This window comes from Pandoraea apista (genome assembly GCF_001465595.2).
GTDB lineage: Bacteria > Pseudomonadota > Gammaproteobacteria > Burkholderiales > Burkholderiaceae > Pandoraea > Pandoraea apista.
The window spans coordinates 3,801,399-3,816,514 of the sequence record NZ_CP013481.2 but is presented as its reverse complement, the minus strand read 5'-3'; the positions used below and the strand labels follow the sequence as shown (position 1 = coordinate 3,816,514).

General features: G+C 61.5%; 12 protein-coding genes. 10 read left to right on the top strand and 2 right to left on the bottom strand.

Annotated elements, in window-relative coordinates:
• Positions 1-539: 539 nt before the first annotated feature.
• Entirely contained in the window at positions 540-1,553 is a 1,014-nt protein-coding gene (locus AT395_RS17350) for a 2-dehydropantoate 2-reductase (RefSeq protein ID WP_048629013.1), read from the bottom strand.
• A 742-nt stretch (positions 1,554-2,295) separates the two neighbouring features.
• On the opposite strand from AT395_RS17350, the gene oxlT reads away from it, so the two are divergent.
• From oxlT to AT395_RS17315, 6 genes are all read left to right on the top strand, one after another.
• Positions 2,296-3,642, top strand: a complete 1,347-nt coding sequence (gene oxlT, locus AT395_RS17345; protein ID WP_042115148.1) for an oxalate/formate MFS antiporter — start codon at positions 2,296-2,298, stop codon at positions 3,640-3,642.
• 191 nt (positions 3,643-3,833) lie between these two features.
• Positions 3,834-5,624, top strand: coding sequence for an oxalyl-CoA decarboxylase (gene oxc / locus AT395_RS17340; RefSeq protein WP_172417137.1), 1,791 nt, complete (start codon positions 3,834-3,836; stop codon positions 5,622-5,624).
• A gap of 25 nt (positions 5,625-5,649) precedes the next feature.
• Positions 5,650-6,900: a formyl-CoA transferase gene (gene frc / locus AT395_RS17335; protein ID WP_042115150.1), complete on the top strand. Its 1,251-nt coding sequence runs from the start codon at positions 5,650-5,652 to the stop codon at positions 6,898-6,900.
• 217 nt (positions 6,901-7,117) lie between these two features.
• Entirely contained in the window at positions 7,118-7,558 is a 441-nt protein-coding gene (locus AT395_RS17330) for a PAS domain-containing protein (RefSeq protein ID WP_048629019.1), read from the top strand.
• A 691-nt stretch (positions 7,559-8,249) separates the two neighbouring features.
• Positions 8,250-9,497 (top strand): formyl-CoA transferase, encoded by a 1,248-nt coding sequence (frc, locus tag AT395_RS17320; RefSeq protein ID WP_042115155.1) that lies wholly within the window; start codon positions 8,250-8,252, stop codon positions 9,495-9,497.
• Between the two features lie 122 nt (positions 9,498-9,619).
• A complete protein-coding gene (locus AT395_RS17315; RefSeq protein WP_042115157.1) occupies positions 9,620-10,393 on the top strand; it encodes a fumarylacetoacetate hydrolase family protein in 774 nt (257 codons plus the stop codon).
• A 106-nt stretch (positions 10,394-10,499) separates the two neighbouring features.
• On the opposite strand, the gene AT395_RS17310 is transcribed toward AT395_RS17315, so the two are convergent.
• Positions 10,500-11,483: a LysR family transcriptional regulator gene (locus AT395_RS17310; protein ID WP_042115159.1), complete on the bottom strand. Its 984-nt coding sequence runs from the start codon at positions 11,481-11,483 to the stop codon at positions 10,500-10,502.
• 253 nt (positions 11,484-11,736) lie between these two features.
• On the opposite strand from AT395_RS17310, the gene AT395_RS17305 reads away from it, so the two are divergent.
• The 4 genes from AT395_RS17305 to AT395_RS17290 are packed head-to-tail and all read left to right on the top strand — an operon-like array spanning position 11,737 to position 15,080.
• Positions 11,737-12,111: an HAD family hydrolase gene (locus AT395_RS17305; protein WP_042115161.1), complete on the top strand. Its 375-nt coding sequence runs from the start codon at positions 11,737-11,739 to the stop codon at positions 12,109-12,111.
• A 43-nt stretch (positions 12,112-12,154) separates the two neighbouring features.
• Positions 12,155-13,285, top strand: coding sequence for a Re/Si-specific NAD(P)(+) transhydrogenase subunit alpha (locus AT395_RS17300; protein WP_042115163.1), 1,131 nt, complete (start codon positions 12,155-12,157; stop codon positions 13,283-13,285).
• Positions 13,286-13,300: 15 nt separating this feature from the next.
• On the top strand, positions 13,301-13,639 hold the full coding sequence (locus AT395_RS17295) for an NAD(P) transhydrogenase subunit alpha part 2 (RefSeq protein ID WP_042115164.1): 339 nt from the start codon (positions 13,301-13,303) through the stop codon (positions 13,637-13,639).
• A 1-nt stretch (position 13,640) separates the two neighbouring features.
• Positions 13,641-15,080: an NAD(P)(+) transhydrogenase (Re/Si-specific) subunit beta gene (locus tag AT395_RS17290; protein ID WP_048629021.1), complete on the top strand. Its 1,440-nt coding sequence runs from the start codon at positions 13,641-13,643 to the stop codon at positions 15,078-15,080.
• Positions 15,081-15,116: the final 36 nt, after the last annotated feature.

The window sequence follows — 15,116 nt, the reverse complement described above, 5'->3', positions numbered from 1 at the left end:
TGGGGGAGAACTTGCTTTGCATTGTATGTCGCGCCGCAACAAGTCTCAAGATATACCACATACCGAATATCAAAATTTATCGTTTTTCGGGACGTTCTTTACGTCACATCATGCGTCCACTGCCTGGATTTGTCTCTTTTTCCGATACTGTTCATTGGGTCGATGATGGCGGTGTACCTCCTCAGATGTCCGTCGGGCTTGCATTCGTGTGGATTTCGGGACGCGGGTGGCGTGCCTGTTTTTCGAGGGACGCCGTTGGGCGCCCGGGGTAAGGCAAGTGAGCGTTATTGCGTTGCCGCGAAACCACACGCGGTATTGCGTATATCGGCCGGACAAGCCGAGGGGCTGCGGCAAAAAATCGGCCGCGACCGGGAAGCCGGCGGCGGCACGTTTGAGCGATTGCGCAGCAGGGGGAGCGGTGATATCCCACTCGACCGGCCGTGCGATTCTTTATCTGTTCTCTATATAGATAGCGCTGAATTGGCCAGGGCGCTGCCGCGCGCCCTGCATGACGCCATCCCGAATCAACGGCGCCCTGCTCAGGCCGCCTTGGCCAATCGCGCCTGCGCGGCGGCGACGGCGTCGGGTTGTGTCATGAACTCGCGCTGCTGAATCAGGGCGAGCACCACGTCGAGCGTCGGCGTTGGCACGCCCGCGAGGCGTCCCATCTCCTGCACGACGGAGACGAGCGGATCGATTTCCATGGCGCGGCCGCGCTCCAGGTCCTGAAGCATCGAAGTCTTGTGCGCGCCGACAGCGCCTGCGCCATTGATGCGACGCTCGACGTCGACGCGAAAGTGCACACCGAACTTGTCGCCGATCGCTTTGGCTTCGAGCATCATGGCGCGCGCAATGGCTCGCGTGCCCGGATCGCTGGCAATGATGTCGAGCGTGCCGTGAGTCAGAGCGGAAATCGGATTGAAGCAGAGGTTGCCCCACAGCTTGAGCCAGATTTCGTCGCGGATGTTCTCGCGGATCGGGGCGTCGAGTCCGCCGGCGATCATCAATTGAGAGAGCTTCTCCACACGTTCGGTGCGCTCGCCGCTGGCTTCCCCCAGCGGGAATTTGTTGCCATAGACATGCTGGATCACGCCCGGCGCAACCACTTCGGTCGCGGGGTAGACCACGCAGCCGATAGCGCGCTCCGGCCCGAGCTGACGCCACTGGCGGCCGCCCGGATCAATGCTCTCCAGCGTCGTACCTTCGAGCGCGCCGCCGTGCTTGTAAAAGTACCAATAGGGGATGCCGTTCACGGCGGTGACGACGGCCGTGTCCGGGCCGATCAGCGGTTGCATCGCGTCGAGTACCGCCGGGACCGAATGCGCCTTCAGGGCGATGATCACGTAATCCTGCGGACCGAGTTCGTGCGGATCGTCCGTGCAACGCAACTGGGCGACGCGCTCCTCGCCATCGATCAGCAGCTTGAGTCCGTGCTCGCGCATGGCGGCCAGATGCGGGCCGCGCGCCACCAGACTGACATCGGCTCCGGCGCGCGCGAGTTGCACACCGAGATAGCCACCGATGGCACCAGCGCCATAGATGCAAATCTTCATGAAGTCTCTCCCTCCAAAGGTCAATCGAAACCTGGGGCCTGGTACTGGCCGTTTATTTTTCTAATACCAAATGTTGTATATCGTATATCACAAGGTGGACATCGCCAAGCATTCTCCGGGCGATCGCGGTCATGGTTTCCCCGCAGGCGACTGAAAAATCAAGGCATCGATGTGTGAGCGTGACCGGCATGAAGGGAGGGGATGAAAAACGCTTTGGACCTCCGATGAGCGAATTATTACGGTGTGTTACAGCGAGAGCGACGGGCGTTAGTTGATCCCATTTTGTGAGAAAAATTCACAAAAATATCGCCTTGTGCTGGTTTTAAAAATTAGCAAGGAGCCCGATATAAAAGGGCTGAGCGCCTTGTCTGGCAGGCTTTGCGGATCAGGTTAACTCCTTAGTGTTTTCGCATTGCGTTGTTGCGCCGCTCCGTCCTACAGTGGCGTTACTGTATCTAGCCGCCACTTAGGACAGTGCCTCGCGTGCCGTAGTTGTTTTCGCTGCAATGGACGAAAACGACTTCGGCACGCGAGGGGGAAAGCGAGGACAGCGATAAATTAGTGTTGACTTATATCTGATATATCGTATATTTCGTTCGGTATATTTGCGGGAAAGGCAATGGACTCCCGTGAGCATCAGAGACAAGTCGACGAGGCAAAGACCTCGTAAAGCATACCCAGGGGGCATAGACCCCATCCGGAAGGTGTTGTTGTTGTGAAGCTGCCAAACAACTGGAAACCGATGGAGGAGGTACAAGTGGAGACGACAAATCAACACGGTAAGCAATCCGTGTTCGCGAGCCCTTGGGTTCAGCTCGTGTTCGGCGTGATTTGCATGGCGATGATCGCCAACTTGCAGTACGGGTGGACGCTGTTCGTCAACCCGATCGATGAGAAGTATCACTGGGGCCGTACGGCCATTCAGGTCGCTTTCACGATTTTCGTCGTGACCGAGACCTGGCTGGTGCCGATCGAAGGGTATCTGGTCGACAAGTTCGGCCCGCGCCCTGTCGTGGTCGGGGGTGGTCTGTTGTGCGGTATTGCGTGGGTGCTGAATGCCTATGCATCTTCGCTGCCGATGCTGTATTTCGCAGCAGCGGTGGGCGGCGTGGGCGCCGGTGCAGTGTATGGCACCTGCGTGGGTAACGCGCTGAAGTGGTTCCCGGATCGTCGCGGTCTTGCCGCGGGCATTACCGCTGCCGGTTTCGGCGCCGGTTCTGCACTGACCGTGGTGCCGATCGCCAACATGATCAAGTCCAGCGGCTACGAGAACACCTTCCTGACCTTCGGGCTGGGCCAGGGGATCATCGTGCTGGTGCTGGGGCTGGCGCTCGCCAGTCCGCCCGCGTCGATCGAAGCACTCAAGAAGCTGGCCCCGGGCGCCATGCGCTACAACGCCAAGCCGACTGAAGTCATGCGCTCCCCGGTGTTCTGGCTGATGTATCTGATGTTCGTGCTGATGGCTGCCGGCGGTCTGATGGCAACGGCACAGCTCGGCCCGATCGCCAAGGACTACGGTCTGGATCAGGCGCCTGTCTCGCTTCTCGGTCTCACGCTGCCCGCACTCACCTTCGCACTGGCTATCGACCGTGTGCTCAATGGGGTGACGCGTCCGGTGTTCGGCTGGATATCGGACAAGATCGGTCGGGAAAACACCATGTTCATCGCGTTTGCGATGGAAGCCGTGGGGATCTACGCACTGGCGAAGTATGGCCAGCACCCGGTGGCATTCGTGCTCCTGACCGGCCTGGTGTTCTTCGCCTGGGGTGAGATCTACAGCTTGTTCCCGGCGACCTGTGCCGACACGTACGGCTCGAAGTATGCCGCCACCAACGCGGGGATGTTGTACACCGCGAAGGGGACCGCCGCTTTGCTGGTGCCCTTCTCAAGTGTCATCACCTCGATGACCGGCAGCTGGCAGGCCGTGTTCATGGTCGCTTGCGGCATGAATGCCTTCGCTGCCTTCCTTGCTTTGTTCGTCCTCAAGCCGATGCGTGCCCGTCTGGCACAGCGTTACGCCAGCGACTACAAGGCGCAATCCAGTGAGCCGGTCGTGAAGGCTGCGGATCTGAGCCGCAGCACCACGTAACGCGCACTGACGAAGTGAAGAAGCAGACTGGCTGGCTTGATTAGCGAAATGTTTGACCGGCGTGCAATCCGTGCCCTCGCGGGCCCGGTTGCACGACCGGGTGAGCAAGTAGAGAAGCAGTACAGGATTACCCACTAATCGTCAGACAAGACGACGCAACACTGAAACCGGAAAATTTGGAGGAGAGAATTATGTCCATTGCGATGACCGTGCCAGTCGGCAAGGCGGAAAACGACACCGCGGGCGACACGCTCAAAGACACCAGCCGACACGCGAACATCGTGTCCGAGGCAGAAACGACGGATGGCTTTCATCTGGTCATCGATGCCCTGAAAGCGAACGACATCGACACCATCTTCGGTCTGGTGGGGATTCCCATCACCGATCTGGCTCGCCTCGCGCAAGCCGAAGGCATGCGATTCATCGGCTTCCGCCATGAACAGCATGCAGGCCACGCGGCCGCCATCGCCGGCTTCATGACGCAGAAGCCCGGCATCTGTCTGACCGTATCTGCACCTGGCTTCCTGAATGGCCTGACGGCACTCGCCAACGCGACGACCAACTGCTTCCCGATGATCCTGATCAGCGGCTCGAGCGAGCGCGAGATCGTCGACTTGCAGCAAGGCGATTACGAAGAGATGGACCAGCTCAATGCGGCCAAGCCGTATTGCAAGGCAGCCTACCGCGTGCTGCACGCCGAAGACATTGGCGTGGGCCTCGCCCGCGCGATCCGTGCGGCTGTGTCCGGCCGTCCGGGCGGCGTTTATCTGGATCTGCCGGCCAAGCTGCTGGCGCAGACCATCGACGCACAAAAGGCGAAGGACTCGCTGATTCGCGTGATCGACGCCGCACCGCGTCAGATCCCGGCGCCGGATGCCGTGCAGCGCGCGCTCGACGTCATCAAGGGCGCCAAGCGGCCGCTGATTCTGCTGGGCAAGGGCGCGGCTTATGCGCAAGCCGATGCCGATATTCGCGCCCTCATCGAGAAGACCGGCATTCCGTACCTGCCGATGTCGATGGCCAAGGGGCTGCTGCCCGACACGCATGAGCAATCGGCATCGGCCGCGCGCTCGTTCGTGCTGCAAGAGGCCGACGTGGTCGTGCTGATCGGCGCGCGCCTGAACTGGCTGCTCGCCCACGGCAAGGGTAAGACGTGGGGCTCGGCACCGAAGAAGTTCGTGCAGATCGACATCTCGCCGACGGAGATCGACAGCAACGTTGCGATTGCCGCGCCGGTGATCGGCGATATCGGTTCCTGCGTGTCGGCACTGCTCGCCGGCATCGACAGCAAGTTCGGCAAGCCTTCCGCCGAGTGGACGGGCGCGATTGCCGAGCGCAAGAACAAGAACCTGGCCAAGATGGCGGCAACGCTTGCCCAGAACCCGTCGCCGATGAACTTCCACAGTGCACTCGGCGCCATTCGCGACGTACTCAAGCAACACCCGGACATCAACCTCGTGAACGAAGGCGCGAACACGCTCGACTACGCCCGCGCCATCATCGATCAGTACCAGCCGCGCAAGCGCTTCGACTCGGGTACCTGGGGTGTGATGGGCATCGGCATGGGCTTCGCCATCGGCGCTGCCGTGACGAGCGGCCAACCGGTCGTCGCCATCGAGGGCGACAGCGCGTTCGGCTTCAGCGGCATGGAACTCGAAACCATCTGCCGTTACGAGCTGCCGGTGACCACCATCATCTTCAACAACAACGGCGTGTATCGCGGCACCGACGTCAATCCGACGGGCGGCAAGGACGTAGCGCCGACCGTGTTCGTGAAGGGCGCGCGCTACGACAAGATGATCGAAGCCTTCGGTGGCATTGGCTACAACGTCACCACGCCGGAAGAACTGACGAAGGCGCTCAAGGAAGCCATTGCGGCAGGCAAGCCGGCGCTCATCAATGCTGTCATCGACGAAGCTGCGGGCACCGAGAGCGGCCGTCTGACGAACCTGAATCCGCAAAGCGCGGCGATGAAAAAGTAATCCGAGTCAATTAAGGAGACATGACATGAGCAAACCCCTCGAAGGTATCAAGATCATCGACTTCACGCATGTGCAAGCCGGCCCCGCCTGCACCCAGTTGCTGGCCTGGTTCGGTGCGGACGTCATCAAGGTGGAGCGCCCGGGTTCGGGCGACGTCACGCGTAGCCAATTGCGCGACATTCCCGACGCCGATGCCTTGTACTTCACGATGCTCAACAGCAACAAGCGCTCGCTGACGCTGGACACGAAGACGCCGGAAGGCAAGGAAGTGCTCGAGAAGCTCGTGAAGGAATCGGACGTCCTCGTGGAGAACTTCGCACCGGGCGCCCTCGATCGCATGGGCTTCACGTGGGAGCGTCTGAGCGAACTGAACCCGAAGCTGATCGTGGCGTCGGTCAAGGGCTTCTCGGACGGTCACCACTACGACGACCTGAAGGTCTATGAAAACGTGGCGCAGTGCGCTGGCGGTGCCGCGTCGACGACCGGTTTCTGGGACGGCCCTCCGACGGTGTCGGCGGCTGCCCTCGGCGACAGCAACACCGGCATGCACCTCGCTATCGGTATTCTGACGGCACTCATCGGTCGTGGTCAGACGGGCCGCGGTCAGAAGGTCGCCGTGTCGATGCAGGACTCGGTCATCAACCTGTGCCGTGTGAAGCTGCGCGACCAGCAGCGTCTGGACCGTGTCGGCTATCTCGAAGAGTATCCGCAGTACCCGCATGGCGAATTCAGCGACGTGGTGCCGCGTGGCGGTAATGCCGGCGGTGGCGGTCAGCCGGGCTGGGTGCTCAAGTGCAAGGGCTGGGAGACGGACCCGAACGCGTACATCTACTTCACGATTCAGGGTCACGCCTGGGAGCCGATCTGCCGCGCGCTGGGCAAGCCGGAATGGATCAACGACCCGAACTACGCCACGGCACAAGCGCGTCAACCGCACATCTTCGACATTTTTGCGACCATCGAAGAGTGGCTTGCCGACAAGACCAAGTACGAAGCGGTCGACATCCTGCGCAAGTTCGACATTCCGTGCGCACCGGTGCTGTCGATGAAGGAAATCGCGAACGACCCGTCGCTGCGTGCATCGGGCACGATCGTGGAAGTGCCGCACAAGGAACGGGGTACGTACCTGACGGTTGGCAGCCCGATCAAGTTCTCGGGCCTGAAGCCGGAAATCACGGGCTCGCCGCTGCTGGGCGAACACACCGACGAGATCCTGGCCGAGCTGGGTTACAGCAAGGAACAGATCGCGAATCTGCATACGTCGCGCTCGGTGTAAGCGCGCCACGCGCACGATGTGTCGCATGTGCCGAAGCTGCCCCCGGGCGGCGACGGCGCGTGCGGTCGCGCACGCGAGGGTGTTCATGGGTGCGGCTCCGCTCGGAGCAGGCACCCATTTTTATTTTCGGGACCGTGCTGTCCTCTAATTGATGTAATTTGTTGGCATGTTTGGTGGCCGTGCCAAGCACATTCCCTACAAGCGTATTGGAGACATCATGAGTGCATCCGTCGACGTCAATCAGTTGGTCCAGGTGGTGGGCGACGCCATCGTCGTGGCCGATCCGCACAACATCATCACGCTGTGGAATTCGGGCGCAGAAAAGATGTTCGGCTTCTCGTCGGCCGAGGCCGTGGGGCAGCCGCTGGACATCATCATTCCTGACCGGTTGCGCGCACGTCACAACGAAGGCTACGCAAAGACGATGGCCACCGGGCAAACCAAATACGGCAGCGACCTGCTGAAGGTTCCCGCTGCCCACAAGGACGGCCGGAGCATGTCGATTGCGTTTACGGTGGCGCTGCTGCATGGCGCAGACGGCGAAGTGACCGGCATCGTTGCGGTGATTCGTGACGAGACGGCGCGCTTTCAGGAGGATCGGCAGTTGCGCAAGCGTCTGGCGGAACTCGAAGCGAAGGTGGGGGCAACGGCCGGCTGATCGCGTTGCGGCGCGACGGTTTGCAGACTCTCCAGCTCGCCGGCGCTCAGGCGAGCGATCGTCACTCGATATCAACGAAGCACCGATTCGCGATGTCCTCCCCGTGGGTGTCGTGACTCGGTGTTTTTTGCTTTCTGGCGGGGCAATGGAAAGAGGGGGGAGATAATCGGTATTTTGTATTCAATATATTAAAAGGCGACTTGATGAAATTTCGCCCCTGACGATCCAATTTCCGCTCCGCAATGTATGCCTGTAAACCCGTAGACAGCGGGTTTTTCGACGCCAATGCTGCACTGCGTTCTCCCTTTATTTATAAGGGTTTTGCTTATTCTCAACGTATTTTTGCCGCGACACAGCAAATGGCATCGGCAACAAAAAGCCGTTGATAAAATATCGTGTATGAAATACCGTATATCACAACAATCGAACGATGACAGGCATGGCGCCCGAAGCGGCGACGCCCATCGTGAGATCCGGCGGAACCTGCATACCGAATCGTTTCGCATACCAATTACATAAACGCCGTCGCATCAGGAGGAGACAAACCATGTTCACCGTCGCCAGCTTCCGGCGCGAAGCCAGCCCCACGTGTGGCACACACGCGCAGCAGACATCGGCGTGTGCCGCGAGCCAACTTTCGGTGTACGTCCCGGGCGCGTTCGCCCTGGCGGCCTGCTGAACGGAGGCGACCATGGGCAAGGCACTCGAAGGTGTGCGCATTCTCGACTTCACGCATGTGCAGTCCGGGCCGACGTGCACACAGTTGCTGGCTTGGTTCGGCGCCGACGTGATCAAGATCGAGCGCGCCGGTCATGGCGACGTCACGCGCGATCAGTTGCGTGACATTCCCGATGCGGACAGCCTCTACTTCACGATGCTCAACAGCAACAAGCGGTCGATCACGCTCGACACGAAGCACCCGGAAGGCAAGGCGGTGCTCGAGCGCATGATTCGCGACTGCGACGTGCTGGTGGAGAATTTCGCGCCCGGCGCGCTCGATCGCATGGGCTTCACGTGGGAGCACATTCATTCGCTGAACCCGCGCATGATCGTGGCGTCGGTCAAGGGCTTCGGCCCCGGTCCGTATCAGGACTGCAAGGTCTACGAGAACGTGGCGCAGTGCGTGGGCGGCGCGGCGTCGACGACCGGCTTCGACGATGGCCCGCCCATGGTCACGGGTGCACAGATCGGCGACTCCGGCACGGGGTTGCATCTGGCGTTGGGTATCGTCACGGCGCTGTACCAGCGCACGATGACCGGGAAGGGGCAGCGCGTGCTGGCCGCGATGCAGGACGGCGTGCTGAACCTGTGCCGTGTGAAGCTGCGCGACCAGCAACGTCTGGAGCGTACGCGCGTGATGGAAGAGTATCCGCAGTTCCCGAACGGTCAGTTCGGCGACGCGGTGCCGCGCGCCGGCAATGCGTCGGGCGGCGGTCAGCCGGGCTGGATTCTCAAGTGCAAGGGCTGGGAGACGGACCCGAACGCCTACATCTACTTCATTACGCAGGCGCCCGTGTGGGGCTCGATCTGCAAAGTGATCGGCAAGCCCGAGTGGGTCGAGCATCCGGATTACGCCACGCCGCGTGCGCGTCTGCCGCGTTTGCGCGAGATCTTCGACACGATCGAGCTGTGGACCATGACGAAGACCAAGTTCGAGGTCATGGCCATTCTCAACGAGTACGACATTCCGTGCGGCCCGATCCTCTCGATGAAGGAAATCGCAGAAGACATGTCGCTGCGCGAGACCGGCACCATCGTCGAAGTCGACCACCCGAAGCGCGGCAAGTACCTCACCGTCGGCAACCCGATCAAGCTCTCGGACAGTCCCACGCATGTGGAGCGCTCGCCGCTGCTTGGCGAGCACACCGACGATGTGCTCGCCGAATTCGGCTACAGCGCGCAACAGATCGCTGCCCTGCGCGAAGTCGGCGCGCTGTAAGTCACGGCGCACGAGCGCAAGTGTCTGCACAAGGCAGCGGTGAATGACGTCAAGACATCGTGCCCGGCGCGCGCGCGGCGAAGCCTGCCGTGCCGCCGGGCCGTTACAGGAATGGCAAACGCATGAAGCTCTGGACCCGTTTCAAGACCGCACATGGCCGCATCGGCTTCGGCCTGCTGCAGGGCGACCACATTCTCGAACATCGCGGCAGTCTCTTCGATCAGCCGATCGCCACGGGCGCGACCATTGCGCGCGACGCCGTCGATCTGTTGTGCCCGTGCGAGCCGTCGAAAATCGTGGCGCTGTGGAACAACTTTCACGCGCTCGGCGCGAAGCTCGGCAAGGCGGCGCCATCGCATCCGCTTTTCCTCATCAAACCTGCGACGTCGCTGTCCGGACCCAACGCAGTGATTCGCCGTCCGGCGTCGTATGCCGGCAAGATTGTTTTCGAGGGCGAACTGGGCGTGGTGATCGGCAAGCGGGCGAGCAACGTGAGCGAGGAAGCCGCACGCGATCACATCCTCGGCTACACCCTGGTCAACGACGTCACCGCCGCCGAAATCATTGAGCAGGACGGTAACTTTGCGCAGTGGACGCGCGCCAAGGGCTTCGACACGTTTGGGTGCATCGGCCCGGTTATTGCGCAGGATTTCGATTGGCGCGAAGCCGAGCTGGTCACGCGGCTCGACGGCACGGAGCGTCAGCGCTATGCGCTTTCGGACATGATCTTCAACCCATGGCAACTCGTCGCGCGTCTCTCGCAGGACATGACCCTGCTGCCGGGCGACGTGATCGCGGTGGGCACGTCGATTGGCGTCGGCTCGATGAAAGAGGGCGCGCTGGTGGAAGTGAGCATCGACGGACTGGGAACGTTGGCCAACCGCATGGGTGGCTGACGAAGCAACCGATTTCACGGTGGTCGGCCGGGGTGGCAATGGCCTGAGTCGATCGCCCTTTTTCATTTGGCCGCTTTGCCCTGCTTCGACAAATTCGGCCGGCAGATCAGGTGTCTGCCGGGCGCGGGGCAGCGTAGTGTTTCGTGCTGCCTTCGGGCGGCGGCACCGGGCTCTTGTAGGCCATCATGCCGTCGATGAGCGTGGCGCCGTCGGCCAGCAGGAATTCCCGGAAGGCTTGCGCGACCGGCGGCAACCGCTTGCTCCGACGATGGACGACGTACCAGCTTTGCCACGCGGGAAAGCCCTGCACGTCGAGTACCGTCAATTGGCCGGTTTGCAACTCCATACCGACGGTATGTGCGGACAAGAAGCTGATGCCCATGCCCGCCACGACCGCTTGCTTGATGGTTTCCGTGCTGGCGATCTCCATCGTGATCTTCAGTTGCTGGGTGCGATGACCGAACGCGTCTTGCAGGGAGTTCCAGGTGTCGGACCCGCGCTCGCGGCTGATGAACGGTTCTTCCGTCAGGCGCGAAAACGGAATCTGGCGTTGACCGGCGAGCGGATGATCGGGGGGCGCCACGATCACATACGGATGCGGTGCGAAGGCCTCGTTGATCGTATCGATCTCGTGGGGCGGCCGCACCATCACGGCCAGATCCGTGAGGTTTTCGGTGAGCTGGTGCAATAGCTCCTCGCGGTTGTGCACCGTGAGCCCCAGCGTCACGCCGGGATGGCGCACGGTAAATGCCGCGAGCAACCTGGGAAAGAAGTAGTCGCCTGCGCTGATGACCGCCACATTGAGCTTGCCGCCGGTTATGCCCTTGAGGTGGTCCATTGCCTCTTCGGTTTCGCGAAAGAGCGCAATGATCGCGCGGCTGTAGTGAAGCATTTCGCTGCCCGCCGGTGTCAGGAAGATCTTCTTGCCCAATTGCTCGAAGAGCGGGAGTCCCGCGTGTGTCTCGAGTTGCTTGACCTGCGTGGAGACGGCCGGTTGTGTGAGGTGCAATTCTTCGGCGGCGCGCGAAAAGCTCAGATGGCGCGCCACCGCTTCGAAGACCTTCAACTGACGGAGCGTGGCGTGTTTCATGCGGCAGGCTTCCTGGGATCGGAGACAAGCGGCGGAACGATTCCCGCTCGCGCAGTACGGTTCTGGAAGTATAAGTAATCGTTGATGGTTTGCATAATTAACTTTAACTGTCTTTTATGGGTTGGGCTGCGTAATCTGCAATGGCAGCCCGCATGAAAGTGATGTGACAAACAAAGCGTCGGTGACATGTCGCGTCAGGCGAGAGCGGGTTTGCGTGTTCTGGAGACGATCACTGTTTTGGGAGAGCGCCATCATGTCTGTCATCGAAACGCACATCAAACCCGCGGCACTGGCCCCGGTTGCCAACGCCCATCTGCATGCGTTCAACAATGCATTCGTGGAGTTGGGGTTGGATTGGTATTGGGATCACCAAACGTACACCCGTCTGTTGCACACGACCGGGAATCAAGATTTGCCGCTGGCGTATCTCGAAGGCGCTTCGGCGCAGGCGTTGCGCATGGCTGAGCTGGTACTGATCGGGGCCTATCTCGACGGACACCAGCCGCATTTGCTGCGCGCCTACGAGCCGGAATTCCTTTGCGACCTGATTCATTGCACAAAGGTGCGTTGCTTCGAAGCGGCCAATGAAGGGCGCTCGATGCAGCCTTTGCAAGCCGCAGTGGCCTGAGTTTCACAACACGACAGGGGCTCAGACCCCCGAGACAATAACTATGCATATTGGCATTCCAAAGGAGACGGCCGGCGGCGAATCCCGCGTCGCGGCCACACCGGAAACGGTGAAGAAGCTGGTGAGTGCAGGGCATCGCGTCACGGTGGAGTGTGGCGCGGGCGAGGCCGCGAGCGTGCCCGACGCGGCCTATGTTGCAGCGGGCGCGTCGAGCGGCACCGCGGCGCAGGCCCTCGGTGCCGAACTGGTGCTCAAGGTCCGTGCACCCTCGGTCGCGGAAGTCGCGCAGATCCCTCGCGGCAGCGTGGTCGTCGGCATGCTCAACCCGTTCGATGCCGAGAACAACGCCCGCATGGCGGCCGCCGGCATCATCGGCTTCGCTTTGGAAGCCGCCCCCCGTACCACGCGGGCGCAAAGCATGGACGTGCTGTCCTCGCAGGCCAACATCGCCGGCTACAAGGCCGTGATGCTCGCCGCCAACCTTTACCAACGCTTCATGCCCATGCTCATGACTGCGGCCGGCACGGTCAAGGCTGCGCGTCTGGTCGTGCTGGGCGCCGGCGTGGCAGGCTTGCAGGCCATTGCCACGGCCAAGCGTCTGGGCGCGGTGATCGAGGCGTCGGACGTGCGCCCGGCCGTGCGCGAGCAGATCGAATCGCTTGGCGCCAAGTTCATCGACGTGCCCTTCGAGACCGACGAAGAACGCGAGATCGCCAAGGGCGTGGGCGGTTATGCGCGCCCGATGCCCGCCGCGTGGCTCGCGCGCCAGGCGCAACTGGTGCACACCCGTCTCACACAGGCGGACATCGTGATTTCCACCGCGCTGATCCCGGGCCGTGCCGCGCCCACGCTGATCGCCGAGGACACCGTCAAGGCGATGAAGCCCGGCTCGGTCATCATCGATCTGGCGGCCGGACGCGGCGCGAACGGCGGCGGCAACTGCCCGCTGTCGGTGGCCGACGAGGTCGTTAAAGTCCACGGCGTGACGATTGCGGGGTACACCAACCTCGCGGGCATGGTCGCGGCAGACGCCTCGGCGCTGTATGCACGCAACGTGCTCGACTTCCTGAAGCTGGTGATCGACAAGGAAGGCAAGCTCGTGATCGATACCAACGACGACATCGTTGCCGCGTGCCTGATGTGCCGCGACGGTGAAGTGCTGCGTGCGGCATAAGGGAGGGGGACGCAAATGGAAATGATCAATCACACGGTGATCAATCTGATCATCTTCGTGCTGGCGGTGTACGTCGGTTATCACGTGGTGTGGAACGTTACACCGGCATTGCACACGCCGCTCATGGCGGTGACGAATGCGATTTCGGCCATTGTGATCGTGGGCGCGATGCTTGCTGCCGGTCTGACCGAGGGCAGCCTCGGCAAGACAATGGGTGTGATCGCGGTGGCGCTCGCCGCCGTGAACGTGTTCGGGGGCTTCCTCGTCACCCAGCGCATGCTCGAGATGTTCAAGAAAAAAGACAAGCCGGCGAAGGCTGCGGCCAATGACGAAGCAGTAAAGGGAGCGCACTGACATGAGCATGAATCTTGTGACGCTGTTGTATCTGGTCGCGTCGATCTGTTTCATTCAGGCGCTCAAGGGGCTGTCGAATCCGAAAATGGCGCGGCGCGGCAACGCGTTCGGCATGATCGGCATGACGATTGCGGCGCTCACGACCGTGGCGTTGATTTTCGAGTTGCGCAAGCTCTCGGGCGGCAACTACTCGGGTCTCGCCCTGATTCTGGCGGGCCTCGTGGTCGGTGGCGGTATCGGGGCTTACGTAGCTCGCAAGGTCGAGATGACGAAGATGCCGGAACTGGTGGCCGCCATGCACTCGCTGATCGGTCTGGCCGCCGTGTGTATCGCGGTCGCCGCCGTGGCGGAACCTGCTGCGTTCGGCATCGTCGCCGCAGGTCAGCCGCTGCCGCCGGGCAACCGCATCGAGTTGTTCATCGGTACGTTCGTGGGCGCGATCACGTTCTCGGGGTCTGTCATTGCGTTCGGCAAGCTCTCGGGCAAATACAAGTTCCGCCTGTTCCAGGGCGCGCCGGTGGTCTTCAAAGGCCAACACATGGTGAATCTGGCGCTGGCAATTGCGATGCTCGGCTTCGGTGGTGCGTTCTTTGTCTCGCAGAGCTGGACCCCGTTCGTCATCATGACGGCGATCGCCTTCGTGCTCGGTGTGCTCATCATCATTCCGATTGGCGGCGCAGACATGCCGGTCGTGGTGTCGATGCTGAACTCGTACTCCGGCTGGGCCGCCGCGGGGATCGGCTTCTCGCTGAACAACCCGATGCTCATCATTGCGGGCTCGCTGGTCGGCTCGTCGGGCGCGATCCTGTCGTACATCATGTGTAAAGCCATGAACCGCTCGTTCTTCAACGTGATTCTTGGCGGCTTCGGTGCTCAGGCCGGGGCGGGGGCGGCTGGCGGCGAACAGCAGCAGCGTCCGGTCAAGTCCGGCTCGCCGGACGACGCAGCGTTCCTCATGAGCAACGCCGAGTCGCTGGTGATTGTGCCGGGTTACGGCCTGGCCGTGGCCCGCGCACAGCATGCGCTCAAGGAACTGACCGACAAACTCTCGGAGAAGGGCGTGAATGTCCGTTACGCGATTCACCCGGTGGCGGGTCGTATGCCGGGTCACATGAACGTGTTGCTCGCCGAGGCCGAAGTGCCGTACGACCAGGTGCTGGAGATGGACGAGATCAACGGCGAATTCGGTCAGACGGACGTGGTGCTGGTGCTTGGCGCGAACGACGTGGTGAACCCGGCTGCGAAGAACGATCCGCAATCGCCGATTGCCGGCATGCCGATTCTCGAGGCTTACAAGGCCAAGACGATCATTGTCAACAAGCGTTCGATGGCCGCAGGCTACGCCGGGCTGGATAACGACCTGTTCTATCTGGACAAGACGATGATGGTGTTCGGCGACGCGAAGAAGGTCGTGGAGGAGATGGTGAAAGCGGCGGCCTGACCCGATCGACCGGTTTGACCCGGGTATCAGGAAATC

Bases quoted from the DNA above. Each gene is read 5' to 3' on its own strand.
- oxlT (WP_042115148.1), top strand. From the start codon at position 2,296: ATGGAGGAGGTACAAGTGGAGACGACAAATCAACACGGTAAGCAATCC.
- AT395_RS17330 (WP_048629019.1), top strand. From the start codon at position 7,118: ATGAGTGCATCCGTCGACGTCAATCAGTTGGTCCAGGTGGTGGGCGAC.
- AT395_RS17290 (WP_048629021.1), top strand. From the start codon at position 13,641: ATGAGCATGAATCTTGTGACGCTGTTGTATCTGGTCGCGTCGATCTGT.
- frc (WP_042115155.1), top strand. From the start codon at position 8,250: ATGGGCAAGGCACTCGAAGGTGTGCGCATTCTCGACTTCACGCATGTG.
- AT395_RS17300 (WP_042115163.1), top strand. From the start codon at position 12,155: ATGCATATTGGCATTCCAAAGGAGACGGCCGGCGGCGAATCCCGCGTC.
- oxc (WP_172417137.1), top strand. From the start codon at position 3,834: ATGTCCATTGCGATGACCGTGCCAGTCGGCAAGGCGGAAAACGACACC.
- AT395_RS17305 (WP_042115161.1), top strand. From the start codon at position 11,737: ATGTCTGTCATCGAAACGCACATCAAACCCGCGGCACTGGCCCCGGTT.
- AT395_RS17310 (WP_042115159.1), bottom strand. From the start codon at position 11,483: ATGAAACACGCCACGCTCCGTCAGTTGAAGGTCTTCGAAGCGGTGGCG.
- AT395_RS17350 (WP_048629013.1), bottom strand. From the start codon at position 1,553: ATGAAGATTTGCATCTATGGCGCTGGTGCCATCGGTGGCTATCTCGGT.
- AT395_RS17295 (WP_042115164.1), top strand. From the start codon at position 13,301: ATGGAAATGATCAATCACACGGTGATCAATCTGATCATCTTCGTGCTG.
- AT395_RS17315 (WP_042115157.1), top strand. From the start codon at position 9,620: ATGAAGCTCTGGACCCGTTTCAAGACCGCACATGGCCGCATCGGCTTC.
- frc (WP_042115150.1), top strand. From the start codon at position 5,650: ATGAGCAAACCCCTCGAAGGTATCAAGATCATCGACTTCACGCATGTG.